The organism is Runella sp. SP2 (assembly GCF_003711225.1).
Lineage (GTDB): Bacteria > Bacteroidota > Bacteroidia > Cytophagales > Spirosomataceae > Runella.
In genome coordinates this window covers 146,034-161,723 of sequence record NZ_CP031030.1, presented here as the reverse complement: position 1 = coordinate 161,723, position 15,690 = coordinate 146,034, and the positions used below count along the sequence as shown (strand labels likewise).

General features: G+C 31.6%; 14 protein-coding genes. 12 read left to right on the top strand and 2 right to left on the bottom strand.

Going from position 1 to position 15,690, the window contains the following annotated elements:
• Nucleotides 1–281: 281 nt before the first annotated feature.
• Nucleotides 282–1,529 (bottom strand): thioredoxin family protein, encoded by a 1,248-nt coding sequence (locus DTQ70_RS00670; RefSeq protein WP_122929018.1) that lies wholly within the window; start codon nt 1,527–1,529, stop codon nt 282–284.
• Nucleotides 1,530–1,689: 160 nt separating this feature from the next.
• Between DTQ70_RS00670 and DTQ70_RS00665 the strand changes: the two genes are divergently transcribed.
• Nucleotides 1,690–2,961, top strand: a complete 1,272-nt coding sequence (locus DTQ70_RS00665; RefSeq protein WP_122929017.1) for a glycosyltransferase family 4 protein — start codon at nt 1,690–1,692, stop codon at nt 2,959–2,961.
• Between the two features lie 15 nt (nt 2,962–2,976).
• Here the strand turns inward: DTQ70_RS00665 and DTQ70_RS00660 are convergent, their stop codons facing one another.
• Nucleotides 2,977–3,846 carry an FkbM family methyltransferase gene (locus DTQ70_RS00660; RefSeq protein ID WP_122929016.1) on the bottom strand — a complete coding sequence of 290 codons (870 nt, stop codon included), beginning with the start codon at nt 3,844–3,846 and terminating at the stop codon, nt 2,977–2,979.
• 151 nt (nt 3,847–3,997) lie between these two features.
• On the opposite strand from DTQ70_RS00660, the gene DTQ70_RS00655 reads away from it, so the two are divergent.
• The 11 genes from DTQ70_RS00655 to DTQ70_RS00605 are packed head-to-tail and all read left to right on the top strand — an operon-like array spanning nt 3,998 to nt 15,687.
• The gene (locus DTQ70_RS00655) at nt 3,998–5,488 is read left to right on the top strand and encodes a capsule assembly Wzi family protein (RefSeq protein ID WP_122929015.1); all 1,491 of its coding nucleotides are present in this window, start codon (nt 3,998–4,000) and stop codon (nt 5,486–5,488) included.
• Nucleotides 5,485–6,534 (top strand): glycosyltransferase, encoded by a 1,050-nt coding sequence (locus DTQ70_RS00650; protein ID WP_122929014.1) that lies wholly within the window; start codon nt 5,485–5,487, stop codon nt 6,532–6,534. Before DTQ70_RS00655 ends, DTQ70_RS00650 begins: the two co-directional genes overlap by 4 nt.
• Before the next feature lie 5 nt (nt 6,535–6,539).
• Nucleotides 6,540–7,709 (top strand): glycosyltransferase family 4 protein, encoded by a 1,170-nt coding sequence (locus tag DTQ70_RS00645; RefSeq protein WP_122929013.1) that lies wholly within the window; start codon nt 6,540–6,542, stop codon nt 7,707–7,709.
• Between the two features lie 41 nt (nt 7,710–7,750).
• Complete coding sequence (locus DTQ70_RS00640) at nt 7,751–8,476, top strand: class I SAM-dependent methyltransferase (RefSeq protein ID WP_122929012.1); 726 nt, start codon at nt 7,751–7,753, stop codon at nt 8,474–8,476.
• Nucleotides 8,477–8,482: 6 nt separating this feature from the next.
• A complete protein-coding gene (locus DTQ70_RS00635) occupies nt 8,483–9,793 on the top strand; it encodes a lipopolysaccharide biosynthesis protein (RefSeq protein WP_122929011.1) in 1,311 nt (436 codons plus the stop codon).
• A gap of 30 nt (nt 9,794–9,823) precedes the next feature.
• Nucleotides 9,824–10,360 carry a methyltransferase domain-containing protein gene (locus DTQ70_RS00630; RefSeq protein ID WP_122929010.1) on the top strand — a complete coding sequence of 179 codons (537 nt, stop codon included), beginning with the start codon at nt 9,824–9,826 and terminating at the stop codon, nt 10,358–10,360.
• A gap of 24 nt (nt 10,361–10,384) precedes the next feature.
• Nucleotides 10,385–11,965, top strand: coding sequence for a hypothetical protein (locus tag DTQ70_RS00625; RefSeq protein WP_164489789.1), 1,581 nt, complete (start codon nt 10,385–10,387; stop codon nt 11,963–11,965).
• Entirely contained in the window at nt 11,962–12,969 is a 1,008-nt protein-coding gene (locus DTQ70_RS00620) for a glycosyltransferase family 1 protein (protein ID WP_122929008.1), read from the top strand. The genes DTQ70_RS00625 and DTQ70_RS00620 overlap by 4 nt, the downstream gene beginning before the upstream one ends.
• 5 nt (nt 12,970–12,974) lie before the next feature.
• Nucleotides 12,975–14,102 (top strand): glycosyltransferase, encoded by a 1,128-nt coding sequence (locus DTQ70_RS00615; RefSeq protein ID WP_122929007.1) that lies wholly within the window; start codon nt 12,975–12,977, stop codon nt 14,100–14,102.
• Between the two features lie 15 nt (nt 14,103–14,117).
• Nucleotides 14,118–14,960, top strand: coding sequence for a glycosyltransferase family 2 protein (locus DTQ70_RS00610; protein WP_122929006.1), 843 nt, complete (start codon nt 14,118–14,120; stop codon nt 14,958–14,960).
• Nucleotides 14,944–15,687 carry an FkbM family methyltransferase gene (locus tag DTQ70_RS00605; protein WP_122929005.1) on the top strand — a complete coding sequence of 248 codons (744 nt, stop codon included), beginning with the start codon at nt 14,944–14,946 and terminating at the stop codon, nt 15,685–15,687. Before DTQ70_RS00610 ends, DTQ70_RS00605 begins: the two co-directional genes overlap by 17 nt.
• Nucleotides 15,688–15,690 lie beyond the last annotated feature (3 nt).

The following is a 15,690-nucleotide window of genomic DNA, read 5'->3' as shown; positions in this document are numbered from 1 at the left end:
TGTTTAATTAGAGCCTTACCGAGCACTCCCACTGGCAAGAGCTTACATGTCAGTAAGTTCAGTTAGGGGTTCCTTTGTTTCTTGGTCGTATTGTTTTAAATAAATGCAACATAGTTTAAGGTTCAGTAAATTCAGGCAGTAACCCTATTTGGATTTAACTTCACCTTTCATACATAAGACTCACAAAAATACGAGAAGTCTCACCAAAACAAAAAAACTTACATTCTATTTTTTTAAGTTTTTTTTAACAAAATCAACTTACAACACGACATAGGAAGTTTCTAACGGCTCAGTTTCGTTAGTTCATCGACGAAAGGCTTAGTATCAAGCTTGGCCGCCTGGGCAACAGAAAGTGCCATTTGAGCATCCTTTTTTGCCTCTATTTTTTTCCCAATTCGCTGGAAAGCCTTGGAGCGCTGTAAGTATAAATCTGCCACTTGCTGCGACTTTTTCTCTTCTGGTTTTGCCGCTTTAACGCCTGCATCTACCCATGTAACTAACGACGATACATACGTGTTATCAGTCGCATGTTCATTAAAATACTTTACTAAGTAAGCATAGTCAGCTAATCCCATAGAGGACATTTTTTTGTGTTCGTTCAAACGAGCAGTAGCTTTATCTGTCTGCTTTACTCGAAAATACGCCTCTATTTCCTTTAATATTGTACGGGTACTCGCAACAGCAGGGGCTACTCCCAGTTTAACCATATTTTGACGTATTTTAACAATTTCGCTAACATCCATCTGAGCAGCACGCTTACCATATAATGTATAATACAATATTAGCTCTCCAGTATCATTAACCTCTTTCGCGGGGTACTTTGCCTTGTATTTATTAATATTGTTAAAAAAGTAAACTGCCATTGGGTTTTTGTAGTCTTCTATCAAACGTTGAAGAACATAAAATCCCAATTTACTCTCTAAATCAGATGGTTTAGTCATTACTTTAGCAATCTCGGTGTTAATCGTCCCCAAACGATCCATATCTTTCATGCTCTTGACATACTTTGCGTAGTTAATTAAAAACGCCAAACCTCTATCTCCTTTTGAAAACCTGCTACTGTAGGCTAACGTTCTCTCTGTTGTGTCTAAAGCATTTTTTCCATGTTTCAGTACTTCTTCGATAGCCTCATTTTTATTGGGTCTTTCTCCTGGGAATGCCATATGTACTAACTGTCCTGTTCTTGGATCGAAGAAAAAGAACAACGGAAACTCAACGTATGTCAACCCTTTTTGCTGTTGTAGGATTTTTGAGTCTTCTGAGTTTGCTTCCAGTTTAAAGTTTACAAACTGGTAATTAAAAAAGTCACCAACTTTTTTTTCTTCAAGGATTGGAGCCAGAGCTGCACAATGAGGACACCCATTTAGGTAAACCTCAACAAACAATATTTTATTAGCTCTCCTTGCTGCTTCCACAGCTCCTTGATATGAACCATTAAAAAACTGAATACCTTGGCCTTGCACCGTGGTAGCCAACATCAAAAAACACAATGTGATTTTACGCCAAAGATAACTTTTATTCTTTTTCATCTGTCGTCAGAGATAATTGGTTTGTTTAAACATATGTTTCCTTGTACAAATATATATACTTAGCTAGGAATACAATCATTCCCTTTGTTCTATTCATCGGTTGCATTTTAATTACCCTCTTTACTTCTATCATTAGTGCCCTTTTGGAGATATTATAAACATGCTATACCTTCGTCTTTACCTTTTGTTTGCTTTTATCTTCCATAATGAAGTAAAAAATTTATTTTGCTCCCTTACTGATTACAAAATGTTTTCGAAAGTCAACCAAAAATTACTCATTTTTGATACCCACCCTGTACAGTACAGGGCTCCACTTTGGAGAAAAATGCACCAACTTGCACCTGGTAGTATTCATGTTGCTTATGCTTCGGATTGCTCAGTCAAAGGACATGAAGACAAAGACTTTGGATTAACTTTCTCTTGGGATGAGCCATTATTAGATGGGTATCCTTATACTATTTTAAATAGTGAAAAAGGTAATCCTCTAAATGGCTGGGGCTCTTTAACTGAGAAAGGCGTCAAGGGTATTATTGACGAAATATCGCCTGATGCTATTTTACTAACTGGTCTTAACTATCGCTATGAATGGGCGGCTTTAATTTATGCTCTTCTAAAGGGTATTCCAATTTGGCTACGCACAGAAACACAAGACTATGCTTTTACCAGAACCAAAACCAAATCGTATCTCAGATATTTAGCCTACACAATTGCATATAAAGGTATCAACCGTTTTTTTTATATAGGCAACCTGAATAAGGAACATTATTTGTCTCATGGAGTATCGTCTAAATTATTATCACCTGCCTTATATTGTACAGTCAATCGATATTCGCAATTTACAACTTTAGAAAAAGAACAAATACGAGCACAGGGTCGTGCTGAACATCATTTATTAAATACTCAAATTGTAATAGGTTTCTCAGGAAAGTTTATTGAAAAGAAAGACCCTTTGTTGATTTATAAATCATTAAAGCATATTAGTCCCCATATTCGTGAACGGCTTCATTTATATTTTGTCGGTAATGGACCACTGAGTGCTCAATTAGAAAATGAAGCTAAAAAAGCATACGAGGATTGGGGCATAAACACAACGTTTGCAGGATTTGTTAATCAATCACAAATTGGCAGTCATTACCTTTTGATGGACATTTTAGTTCTTCCCTCAAAAAGGATGGGGGAAACTTGGGGCTTAGTTGTCAATGAAGCTATACAAGCAGGATGTAGCATAGCTATTTCTAATGCCGTTGGTTGTTGTGCTAATTTTAGCGATTGGCCAAGGGTTCAAATTTTCAACGAGAGTCAAGACGAACAGCTAGCTCAGTGTTTAGAAATACTTTCAGAGTTTAATCACAACTTAGAGTGGGGAACTAACCTAATTCAAAAATATAGTATAGAAGAGAGTGCTCAAAATTTGTTAAACAACCTAAGATAGCCACAACTTTTCAACCTAGAAACGTCTTTCTCCAACAGAAAACACATTCGCTGTACGAACTCTTTCTTGAATCAATTCTATATTTTTGATAAAAATAGTGTTCCCATTTGTAGTAAGATTTTCTACTAGAGTTAGTTTTCGTTCGATTGGACTATATGCTACTGGTCTAAATCCCGCTTTCCTCAAATGCTCAACTACCTCATTGCTAGATGAATTATACTTTTTATCAGACCCATTTATCTCTACAATTATGGCTTGTAGTGTGCTTTTTTTAAGAGTAGACTGAGCTCCTTTAAGTACCTCTTTTTCATACCCTTCTGTATCAATTTTTATTAATATTGGGTTCTCATTTTCTAGCTGGTTATCAAGGGTATCAATAGGAACTTCAACAGTATTTTCCTCATTTTCATTTATTGATACATGATTCATCGTGTCAAGATTCTTAGTAAACTTGACGTGACCAACTGTTGAGCCTACACAGATTTTTTTGATTGTGGCAAGATGCTCAATTTTATTTAGTTTTACATTAAATTCCAGTATCTGCCAAGTACTTTCAATTGGCTCATAAGAAACACTTCTTGCTCCAACCTCCTTAGATGCCAAAAGTGTGTAACTCCCCACATTTGCACCAATATCAACAAACAAATCGTTTTCTCTTAAAAAATGTAGAACAAAAAGCATGTCATTAAACTCCTGTAGCTTACAATAGTAATTATAAGTCATACCTGTCATAGACTTTTTCAATAATACCTTGGAGTGCTCTGTAAAGTTGTAGATAACTGGATATGGTACCAGCACCTGCCCAACTTGCCAGCGCACAAAGCGCATAATACCTTCAATTCCACCTAGGGGATGTTGTAATATTCCCACCAAAAAACGTATCATTTCTAACTGTTTTTAATAATTTTATTTACTCAGCATTGGAACTTTACATACCTACATCAGCTACCAATTGCTAAGCTTTAACACGGCAAAGTTATGTAAATATTCGTCCCTATTTTTGGTTAGCGACTTTATTGTCCTTAATTTTGTTTACATGTTTCGCTATATATATCTTTTATTATTTACTTGCTCACTAGCAAATATCGGTTTTTCAAAGGCATTGTTTCACAATGACACTACGAAAAAGCATTCCGCCAGCGCATTTGTAGAGATGGGGGGAATTATTACACCCCAAACACAAACACCATTCTGGCTGCGTGTCAACAAAAACGGAACTGTTCCCTCAGATTCTCCTTTGGGTTTTGTTAATCTTGAAGCGAATTGGATACGAAATGGTAAGATAAGATGGATTGGGCAAATAAGTACAAGTGTTGTTCAAAACAAAAATTCATCAATTTATATCCCTAACTTACACATCGATGCGGAATACAAAGGTCTAGTATTTCGGGTAGGTCGTTTTAGAGAAATTATTGGTCTTGGCGATAGTTCTATGAGTTCTGGGTTCTATATTTACTCAGGGAATGCCCTCCCAATTCCTAAAATTCAATTAAGTACAAATGGTTTTTTACCTCTCCATTTTACAAATGGTTTTTTATCAATTCATGCACAAATAGGTCACGGATGGTTTGGCCATGAAACATGGGCTCAAAATTATTATTTGCATCAGAAAAGTTTTTATTTGAAGTTTGGCAAACCTCGTTCTTCAATACATCTCTATACTGGCATATCTCATTTTGCGCAATGGGGCGGCAATAGCGCTATTTTGATAGGGAGTGGCAGAGTTGCACCAAATGGGGACTTACCTCATTCACTTAAAGATTTTTTATATGTCATTTCAGCTCAAAAATTTCCCCAATCTACTGGATTGTCCTCCTTTGATACTGAAAATCGAGTTGGGAATCATTTAGGGACTCTAGAGGCTTTATTTGAATATCAAAATTTAAGAAGTACGTGGTTAGCCTATTATCAACATCCAATCGAAAATATGCCTGGAGTTTTTGGTAATTTTCCGGATGGGCTTTACGGAATCAGTTGGAGAAACAAATCGCCCAAAACTTCAAAATTGGCTGTAACGAACTTTATTATTGAATACCTTACTACCTTAGATCAGGGTTTATTTTATAACTCAATAATAAATACCTATCATGGAAACGACTATTTCAATAACTCTCAATATATGGACGGCTGGACATATCGAAATCATATTATTGGAACACCATTTATTACATATCGAAATGATACCCGTCCCGAATGGGTTAATCTCAGAGGAAGTTATGAAGAAGGGGGGTATATGAAAATTAATAGCAATAGTGTCACCGCACTACATGTAAGTAGTCAAGTATCTTTTGGAAAGAAAAATACAATTTTATTTAGAGTTTCTCCTAGTCGTCATTATTTTAACCTTAGGAATGATGGCAGTTATGAAAAAAACGTCAACCAATTTTCAAGTTTACTAGAATTTCAAAACCAGCCACAAAAACATAAAGATATAGTTCTAAAGATGGCTTTATCTTTTGATGATGGTGAACTTTTACCCAATACATTTGGAGCTAGTTTTAGTTTTAGAAAATATATAAGTAAATGAACATTTTATACATTGGAGATCTAAGACCAGCTATGACCTCGTTTCATAGATCTCAAGCTTTAGAAAGAATAGGTGCGAATGTAATTCCTATAGACCCCTTTAATGTTTTTCAGTCTGTATTTTCAAATCCATTGTGGGGGCGTATTCACTATTACACAGGATATTTATTTTTTCAAAAAAACATTGAGAATTGGTTGAAATTACAATTAACAAAGCTTCCATCAATTAACTTAGTATGGGTTGATAGTGGTGAGTTAATAGGTCCAAAAGCACTAACTATTCTAAAATCACTTAAAGTTCCAGTAGTATTGTATAACAACGATGACCCCACAGGAAGGCGTGATAGCAATAGATTTAAATTACTTTTAAAAGCACTGCCTGAGTATGATGTTTGTGTAGTTGTTAGAGATAGTACCTACGAAGACTTGGTAAAGAAAAAAGGACTAAAAAACGTTATTCAAGTATGGCGTTCCTATGACGAAGTAGCCCATGCACCTTTTGAAAACTACTCTGATATACCTCAAAAATTCAAATCTGACATCGCGTTTATTGGCACTTGGATTAAAGATGAAGGGCGCGATCGATTTATTTTAGACCTTGCTAAAAAGGGCGTCAATGTAAGTGTTTGGGGAGACCGATGGCCAAAATCGCCATATTGGAGAGAGTTGACGCCTTATTTTCGTGGGGGTGCATTACAGGGTAGGGATTATGTTGCTGCAATTCAAGGTGCAAAATTAGTACTTGGCTTATTATCCAAAGGAAACCGGGATAACCACACGCAACGTTCATTAGAAGTTCCATATGCGGGTGGCCTCTTGTGTGCCGAACGGACAAGTGACCACCTATCAATGTACAAGGAAATGGAAGAAGCAGTTTTCTGGAAAGACATAGATGAATGTAGTCAAATTTATCACACCCTAATTAAAGATTCAGTACTTAGAGAAAAAATTAGAGAGGCAGGTATGAAGAAAGTTAGAAAACTTAAAACTGGGAATGAAGACTTATGTAAACTAGTACTTACACATTTAAAAATTAACGTATCTTAACTACTATGGTTATTGTGTCATGCACTACGAAATTTCATTCATATGATTTAGCTGAACAGTTAGCAAAGAATGAACTTTTAACATCTCTTTATACTAGTTTTCATTCACAAAAAAATCGAGTTTTTAGTTCATTTCATCATCGTAAAGATAATGAAAATATTCCTGTAGAAAAGATAAAAACACTTCTACCTATTGCCATTGGGCTTAAATTAGCACCGAAGTTTGAATATGAATTTAATGAACTATTTGATATGTATGTTTCTCAAGTCCTAAGCAAAACCAACAAAAACTTTCAAATTTTTATTGGTTGGAGTGGCATGTCGTTGCATACAATAAAAAAAATAAAAAAACAAAAAAAAACAGTAATTTTAGAGCGTGGTTCATCTCATATTTTATACCAAAATAAAATCTTAAATCAAGAATATAAAAAACAACTCGGTATAGATTACAAAATTAATGTAAGAGTTATCGAGAAAGAGCTTCAAGAATATCAAGAAGCCGATTTTATATCGGTACCTTCGTTATTTGTAAAGAATTCATTTATTGATTATGGAGTACCCGAAAATAAACTTTTTTACAACCCATATGGAGTAAGTAACCTTTTTAATAATATAAATATTGCTAAAAAATTTGACGATAAATTTCGCATTTTATACTTAGGACATATGGGAGTTCGAAAAGGACTTATTTATATGTTCGAAGCACTAAATAAATTAAATATTCCAGATGATGATTTCGAAGTATGGTTCATTGGTGGATTATCCGATGAATTGAGACCTATTTTTGAAAAACATAAGAAAAAAAACTGGATTCACTTTGGATTTATTGAACATAACCTTCTCCCTTCTTACATCTCTAAATGTGATGTAGGAATACAACCTTCAATTGAAGAAGGATTATCAAGAGTCATACCACAGATGTTAGCTTGTGGGTTACCAGTAATTGCAAGCAAAAATACTGGTGGTGAAGATGTTATTGAAGATCAACTTTCAGGTTTTATAATTCCAATTAGGGATTCAGATATTATTAAATTTCATATAGAAGCGCTCTTTTATGATAAAAATAAACTTGAATATATGCAAAAACAAGCAGCTCAAACAGCATTCAATAAATTAGAATGGACACTTTATGGAGATAGATACACCAACTTTATAAAAACATTATTGGATAATTAAGTTCTTTCATTAAAAGGCATATTTCACAACACTTTTTTAGCATGAAAAAAGCAATTGATATACAAAAAGAGTACTACAAAAGTACTGCAAAAAATTATGATACCATTCATGTTAGCACTGAATTAAACGAACATAACTTCGCGTTAGCATTTATGTCATCATTGATAACACTTTATGATATAAAATCTATTTTAGACGTGGGTGCTGGTACTGGCAGAACTATTGCTTTCCTTCAAGAGCAACATCCAAAACTCAAAATTGTTGGAATTGAACCCGTAGAAGCTTTAAGAAGCATAGGTCATAAAAAAGGGATTAAAAGTGAGCAACTTATTGATGGAGATGGCAATTCTTTACCCTTTAAAAATCAAGAATTTGATTTAGTCTGCGAATTTGGCATATTACATCATGTTCCAAAGCCCGAAATTGTAGTTGCCGAAATGCTAAGAGTTTCTAAAAAAGGAATTTTTATATCCGATTGTAACAATTTTGGAAATGGTTCACTCATAAGCCGATCAATTAAACAAATAATAAACTTTTTGGGACTTTGGAATATATATAGATATTTGATTACATCTGGTAAAATGTATGAAATTTCAGAAGGAGATGGGTTATACTATTCTTATTCAATTTTTAATAATCTAAAACAAATACGCAAAGTTTGCCCATATATTCATTTATTAAATACAACTAATAGTTCAACCAGTAACCTATACCAATCAGCATCTCATATTGCACTTTGGGGGCTAAAAAAATTGAATGCAGAATAGAATCATATGAAAATAACTAATATAGATATAGTATGGTTGAGAAATTTTTTTTCAGGACTTATTAATCGTTTTACAACCATTTTCGCCCAAGTTTTATTAATACCACTTTTTATCAACTTATGGGGTAAGGAATACTATGGTGAATGGTTATTAATTTCGACACTCCCTGCTTATTTATCTGCAAGTGATTTAGGGTTAAATGTAACTGCAACAACTGCAATTTGTGCACTAACAGCTAATGATAAAAGAAGTGAAGCACTAGCACTTTATAAAAGTGCAAATAAGGCTTTATTATTTCTAGCAAGCATTGGTCTTCTTTTATTTTCAATTAGTTGTATTTATCTAAATTGGAGTAAAATAATGGGGACTAAAATAAATTCTGAACAACAAATCGAAATAAGCTTATTGATACTTATCTCAGCGACATTTGTGATGTTCCTAGTTGGACTTGCAGTAGGAATTTACAGGTCTGAGGGTAGATTTGATAAGTCTCAAAATTTCATAACCCTGCTCCAATTATTTGATGCAATAATCATTCTAGTTAATGTGATTTTGGGAGGAAATATATTTACAGTTGCTTTGTCATCCTTTATTTTGAAAATATTATTTTTAATCGTTATTATTATTGACCTTCAGAAAAAATATTCTTGGTATAAATTTGGTTTTAATAACCCTATAAGTGAAATATACTACCTACTTCCTACATCCTTTTTTTATATGGTAGCATTAATAGGTCAAGGGCTCGTTATACAAGGTACAAGTTTTTTAATAGGAAAAAGTCTTGGTCCAGCTACATTAGTAACATTTAATACAATAAGAACATTTATAAACTCAATTAAATCCATTATTAACGCTTTTTACAGTGCCTACTTACCAGAATTTACAAAAATAATTGCTCAAAATAAAGCAGAACAGGCTAGGCATCTATTTATTAAAATGTTTATTTTTACATTAACAATTACTACAGTCTTTATTGCAACCTACTACCTACTCGGGAATTGGATTATCTCAATATGGACAAGTAACAAAGTAGTAGTCGATAACTCAATATATGTAGTAATGCTTGTTTCAATTTTTTTTAGCACATTGAGTAACTGTGCTTATACTGTACTTAATGCCACAAACGAAAACCGGGTAATGAGTATCTATTATACTATATTTGCACTTTGTGCAATGTGGGCAATTTACGTTACTAGTAAAAATGGACTAATATATCCTGTTCTTTTTCTTTGTATTGTCGATTTCCTCATGTTAGTAGTTACATTCAACGAAGCATGGAAGGTTGTTAATGGAAAGATAATCAATGGCTTAGGCTAAAATAATGTATTCACATAACAAGAACACTAAATGAAAAAACTAAATGTAGGTTGTGGCACTGATATACGTCCAGGATGGATAAATATGGATATTGCTCAATTAGATGGTGTTGATGTAATCCATGACATAAACTTATTACCATTGCCTTTTGAAAATGAAAGTATAGATGAGATTTTATGCCAAGATATTTTAGAACACATTGAATATCCTCCTGTATTAAAGGAGCTTCATCGTATCTTAAAAAAAGGTGGAATAATCACTATTCGTGTTCCTCATTTTACATCAAAAAATAATTACATTGACCCTACACATAAAAGGTTATTTTCTATCAGAACATTTGATTTTTTTACAAAAGATTCATTTATGGGGCGTAATTACTATTATGACTTTGCCTTTAGCGAGATCGTAAGCCGAAAACTTACTTTTCAAAAGGGTATTTTATTTTTTTTCAATTATGGCGTTGAATTAATATTTGGTAATAGAATAACTATTTTAGATTTTTACGAAGGAAGTTTTTTAAGTAGACTATTCCCTGGAGAAAATATAATAATTAAACTTAAAAAATAAATAAAAAGCTTAAAATTGAGCTAAATGAATCTAAATCTTCCCATTGCAAATCACAACTTAGCTATTACAAGATTTTTCTTTGTAATAGCTATAGTAATATCTTTTTTTTGTCAAATATACATCGACTCATCAAACTTAAATATAATTTACAATGTAACAGCTTTGGTCATAAGTATAATAAGTATTACGTATTTATTTCAAAAAAATATCATACTTAAACACCCTATATCATCATTAAGCATTTTAGGTTATGTGTTATATTATTTTATACTTCCACCTTTAGCTACAAATTCAGAAGGAAAATCAATAATTAATAATCTAATTTTGCCACTACAAACACTAATCCATACATCTTTATTGCTATGCTTTTTAATAACTAGTCACATCATTTATATTGAAACAAATCAATACTTTAAGCTATCTAATATTTGGAAGAGGTATTTCATATTTTGTAATATTTTTTCTAATATTAGTGGACTTAAATTGACATTTTTTGTGTTCCTCGTTTTGTTATCTCAACTCTCAACAATATTTTTCAAAACAGGAAATGAAGATAATGAGTTCTTAAAGTTACTTCAAGGTATAAACTATTTTATTTTTTTACCATTCATATTACTTAACCCAGGATTATTTAATTTAAAGGAAAACAAAAACCATTATCTATTATTATTTTACTATTTTATTACAATCCTATTAGTCGGTGTTTTACTCAATGGTCGTTCATTTGTTTTTTTAGGAATTGCATCTATTTTTATTTCTTATTTATTCAATTTTGGGTATGGTTTTGTAAAACTATCATTATCAAAAACGTTTTTTTTACGATTTTTTGTTTGTGTGTTGTGTGTATTTTTCCTTATTAATCCTATTACAAAGTTATCTATTGCATTTGTTATGGCTAGAAATGTACGAAATGATATTTCTCCAATAGAACTTATAAATGAAACTGTATTTCAATACAGAGCGATTGAAAATCCTAAAGAAATACTAGAGAGTCTAAAAGAATTACAAGAAAGTAGTTTGAGTCTTTGGGATGAACATTATGTGGACAATCCTTTCTTAGCTAGATTATGTAATTTAAAATTTGCAGATAATTCTTTAGTAATTATTAATGAATTATCAATTGATGAAAAGGCAAAGTTTCGTCAGATAGAATTACACAAAATAATTAGTTTATTACCATACCCAATTATTAAGGTATTAAATATAAGTGTTGATAAAAACGAAGTCACATCTGGATCATCAGGAGATTTTTTATTTTATATTCAAACAGGCGATATAAATTCAATTGGAACGTTCCGAACTGGGTCTCTGATAGGATCTTCATTTGCGATTTTTGGATGGTATTATTTAATTATCTTAAGTTTTGTCTTCTTTTTAATATTCCCTGCCATAGACTCACTTGCAATTACAAATATTCACCAAAATGGCACGATTCATTTCTCTCCAATCGCTTTTGTATCCTTTTTTCCATTATTATTCTGTTTTACAAGTGCCGCAACAGGCTCTGAATCAATATCAAGTTTGCTAGGAATTTTCAGAATGCTTATTGAAAAGCCTATTTTATTCTATATTATATTAAAACTTATTTCTTTAGCAAAAAAATGAAAATTCTATACTTAACTAGAAAATCAAGCACTTATAGCATTGAAAAAGTCTTTTCCTTAGTTGAAAATCGTTTGAAAGACTACGCGTATATCAATACTAAAAAAGCTTATTCTAAATATGACAAGCCTTTTCATGTACTAATAAATTTAATCCATTTCATTTTCATTTACTTTAAAAATAGGAATAAGTACGATATTTTCCATATCACTGGCGTTATACATTATGTTTCTATACTTTTTCCTCCATCAAAAACTGTACTTACTATTCATGACTGTATAAAATATCATCAACAAAAGGGTTTAAAAAAAATCATTGTAAAGTATTTATGGTTTAAACTTCCTGTAAATCATTTAAAATATATTACTGTAATTTCAGAAAAAACAAAAAAAGAGCTAGTTGAAATAACACAATGTAGTTCTCAAAAAATTAGAGTAATTTATAATCCATTAGATGAAAGTTACCTATATAATGATAATAATTTCAACTCTTTCTGTCCTCGTATTCTACACGTAGGCACTACACCAAATAAAAATTTAAATAATCTATTTCATTCATTAAAACGCACAAACTGCCTATTAATTATTGTAGGAAATATCACTCATGATGAAAAAAAAACTTTAGAACAATTAAAAATCAATTACAGGTGCTTGAGCAATATTTCTGAAGAAGAGATGGTTGAACAATATAACTTATGTGATATTGTATCCTTCATAACTACATACGAAGGCTTTGGCTTACCTATTATTGAAGCTCAATCGGTTGGTAGAGTAGTAATTAGTAGTCGTATGAATCCTCATATGGAAGTAGGAGGAGACGGCGCTTTTTACGTTGACCCACATAATATAGATGAAATTGAGAATGGCTTTAAAAATCTTATATCAAATCCAAATTTACGCAAATACTTAATTGAAGAAGGGAAAAAAAATATTCAAAACTTTCTTGTTGATAAAATTTCAAATAAATATTTAGAATTTTATGAATCGATAATTCACGCAAATAACTAATTTTTATGTCAAAAATTAAAGTTCTCTTTCCTGTGGGTGCATTATTTCCTGATGAGTCAGGAGGTGTGAGTATTTCTTTATATTGGTTATTAAAAGGGTTAAATAAGTCAAAAAATATTGAGACAGGAACAGTTACAACAAATTATGGAATTGAAAATGGAAAAATTGAATTGAATAAATGGATTGAGACTGACTACGGTCCAGTAATTTATAACACGACTAAACAGCACAAGATTGCATTTAGGCTCATAATATCATTTATTTCTAAAATAAATAATTACGACATAATACACTTATCTTCAATTTTTTATCCCCCTTCAATTATTTGTTTTTTTATTGCACTTTTATTTAACAAAGAAATTATATGGTCGACGCATGGATCATTAGATGATGTAGAATTTATAAAAAGAAAAAAATTGAAAAAAATTTCTTTATTTATTTTAAATTTTTTTGTAAAAAAAACTTTTTTTCACGTAACATGTAATGAAGAAGAGGTTTTTCTCAGAAAGAGGCTAAAAAACTCAAAAAATATTTTCAATATAACAAACTTTATCTCAATTGATACTACTGTTTCCAATTCTAAAGAAGACTTTTTTATCTATATTGGTAGATTTCATCCTAAAAAAGGTATTGAAAACTTAATTAAATCACTTTCGCTATCTAAGCTTTTTTTAAAATCTAGCTATACTCTACAAATAGCGGGAGACTTTTCTAATAATTATGGCCAATACATTTTTTCACTTGTTAATGATTTAAATCTTACCAGTAAAGTGCTTTTTTTAGGACACATCACTGGTATTGAAAAAGTAAATATTCTATCAAAAGCAAAGTTTATGTTTTTACCATCTTTTTCGGAAAATTTTGGTATTGTAGTTGCAGAAGCCTTAGCTTGCGAAACGCCAGTTGTAACTTCTATCTACACCCCATGGGAGAATCTTCATAAATATGAGGCGGGTTTTTGGGTCGATAATACACCTGAATCATTGGCTTCTATTATTGACCAGATAATATCATTAGATTCAGAAAAATATGAGCATTTAAAACAAAATTGCAAAAAGTTACTCTTCAATGAATTAGATGTTGACAATAATATTCACATTTGGGAGAATGTTTATAAGAAAATATACAATTAACTAACACAGCAAAAAATGTCTCAATTTTCTGTAATTATTTTAACATTCAATGAAGAAGATAATATTGAGTCCTGTCTCAATAAAATATTGAAAGTCTCCAATGATGTTTTCGTAGTCGACTCATTTTCAACAGATAACACTATTAAAATTTTAGAAAAGTATCCAATAAAATCAGTTCAGAATAAATTCGTTAACTATTCACAACAGAGAAATTGGGCTCAAGAAAATTGCCCTTTTAACCATGAATGGGTATTACATATTGATGCGGGAGAATTTCTAACTCCTGAACTTATTCATTGGCTTCAGCATGTTTTTCCTACTCAAATGGAAAAATTTGATGGATTTATTTTTAGCAGAAGAGTTTATTTTTTAAATAAATGGATTAAACGAGGAGGAATGTACCCAAATTCTCATTTACGGCTCTTTAAAAAAGAGAAAGGTTTTTGTGAGAATAAATCCTATGACCAGCATTTTGTTGTTGAAGGTAAAATTAATAAAGTCCCTCTGGGTGCCGATGTTATTGACAATAATGGTTCAAATGTAAATGATTTTATCTTAAAACACCTACGTTGGGCTAATAAAGAAGCAGAAGATATCATATCTAATCAAAATACTCAAGGCAATGTTAAGGAGTCAATTTTAGGAAATGACATTGAAAGAAAAAGGTTCTTGAAAAACAATCTGTATTATAAATTTCCAGTCCTTTGGCGAGCTTTTTTCTTATTTCTTTACAGGTATGTTTTTATGCTAGGTTTTTTAGATGGCAAAGTAGGATTTATTTATCATTTTTTACAATGTTTTTGGTTCAGAGTGACAATTGATTCAATTTTTATTCAATTCAATGAAAATAATAAGTAAAATTCACCAACTACTAAGTATAATTCCAATTCTTTTTCACAAAGAAGGTGGACTTCTTTACTTGCTCCATCCTAGCGCTTCGATTTCTTCGTTTAATATTAATGTTGCTTTAAAAAAGTTAGCTCCAGATATTAAAACTCTTGTCGATGTAGGTGCTAACATTGGGCAATTTAGTTATTCTTTTCACCATTTTTTCCCAAGTTCAAACATTCACAGCTTTGAACCAACTTCTGTCTGTTATAACAAACTTGTTAAGAATTGCAGTAAAATCAGCAATATGAAAACATATAATTATGCCTTAGGAAGTCGCGATGAAAAGTTAGCTTTTTTCCAAAATGAGCACACCCACGCAAGCTCTGCTTTAAAGGTAAGTGACTATCAAATAAATAGCAGTCCTACTACAAGGAAATACAAATCTGTTGAAGTTGTGTGCCATAAACTTGACACCCTTGAACTCAACCCTACAAGCTCGCCATTACTCTTAAAATTAGATGTTCAAGGGTTTGAGAAAGAAGTGTTACATGGAGCTGAGGTATTTTTAAATCAAGTTGATTATATCCTTCTTGAAACATCGTTTATTCCTATGTATGATAATGAACCTTTATTTGAAGAAATTAATTCTTTACTTAAAAGTAAGAATTTTAAACTTTTAGCTCCAATTGGGTTCTTGAAGGATAAAGATGGGGTTTTATCTCAGCTAGACCTTTTATTTGTAAAAGAAAAGTAACAA

Excerpts from the sequence above, each read along its gene's own strand:
- DTQ70_RS00670 (WP_122929018.1), bottom strand. The coding sequence starts at position 1,529 with ATGAAAAAGAATAAAAGTTATCTTTGGCGTAAAATCACATTGTGTTTT.
- DTQ70_RS00665 (WP_122929017.1), top strand. The coding sequence starts at position 1,690 with ATGCTATACCTTCGTCTTTACCTTTTGTTTGCTTTTATCTTCCATAAT.
- DTQ70_RS00660 (WP_122929016.1), bottom strand. The coding sequence starts at position 3,846 with ATGATACGTTTTTTGGTGGGAATATTACAACATCCCCTAGGTGGAATT.
- DTQ70_RS00655 (WP_122929015.1), top strand. The coding sequence starts at position 3,998 with ATGTTTCGCTATATATATCTTTTATTATTTACTTGCTCACTAGCAAAT.
- DTQ70_RS00650 (WP_122929014.1), top strand. The coding sequence starts at position 5,485 with ATGAACATTTTATACATTGGAGATCTAAGACCAGCTATGACCTCGTTT.
- DTQ70_RS00645 (WP_122929013.1), top strand. The coding sequence starts at position 6,540 with ATGGTTATTGTGTCATGCACTACGAAATTTCATTCATATGATTTAGCT.
- DTQ70_RS00640 (WP_122929012.1), top strand. The coding sequence starts at position 7,751 with ATGAAAAAAGCAATTGATATACAAAAAGAGTACTACAAAAGTACTGCA.
- DTQ70_RS00635 (WP_122929011.1), top strand. The coding sequence starts at position 8,483 with ATGAAAATAACTAATATAGATATAGTATGGTTGAGAAATTTTTTTTCA.
- DTQ70_RS00630 (WP_122929010.1), top strand. The coding sequence starts at position 9,824 with ATGAAAAAACTAAATGTAGGTTGTGGCACTGATATACGTCCAGGATGG.
- DTQ70_RS00625 (WP_164489789.1), top strand. The coding sequence starts at position 10,385 with ATGAATCTAAATCTTCCCATTGCAAATCACAACTTAGCTATTACAAGA.
- DTQ70_RS00620 (WP_122929008.1), top strand. The coding sequence starts at position 11,962 with ATGAAAATTCTATACTTAACTAGAAAATCAAGCACTTATAGCATTGAA.
- DTQ70_RS00615 (WP_122929007.1), top strand. The coding sequence starts at position 12,975 with ATGTCAAAAATTAAAGTTCTCTTTCCTGTGGGTGCATTATTTCCTGAT.
- DTQ70_RS00610 (WP_122929006.1), top strand. The coding sequence starts at position 14,118 with ATGTCTCAATTTTCTGTAATTATTTTAACATTCAATGAAGAAGATAAT.
- DTQ70_RS00605 (WP_122929005.1), top strand. The coding sequence starts at position 14,944 with ATGAAAATAATAAGTAAAATTCACCAACTACTAAGTATAATTCCAATT.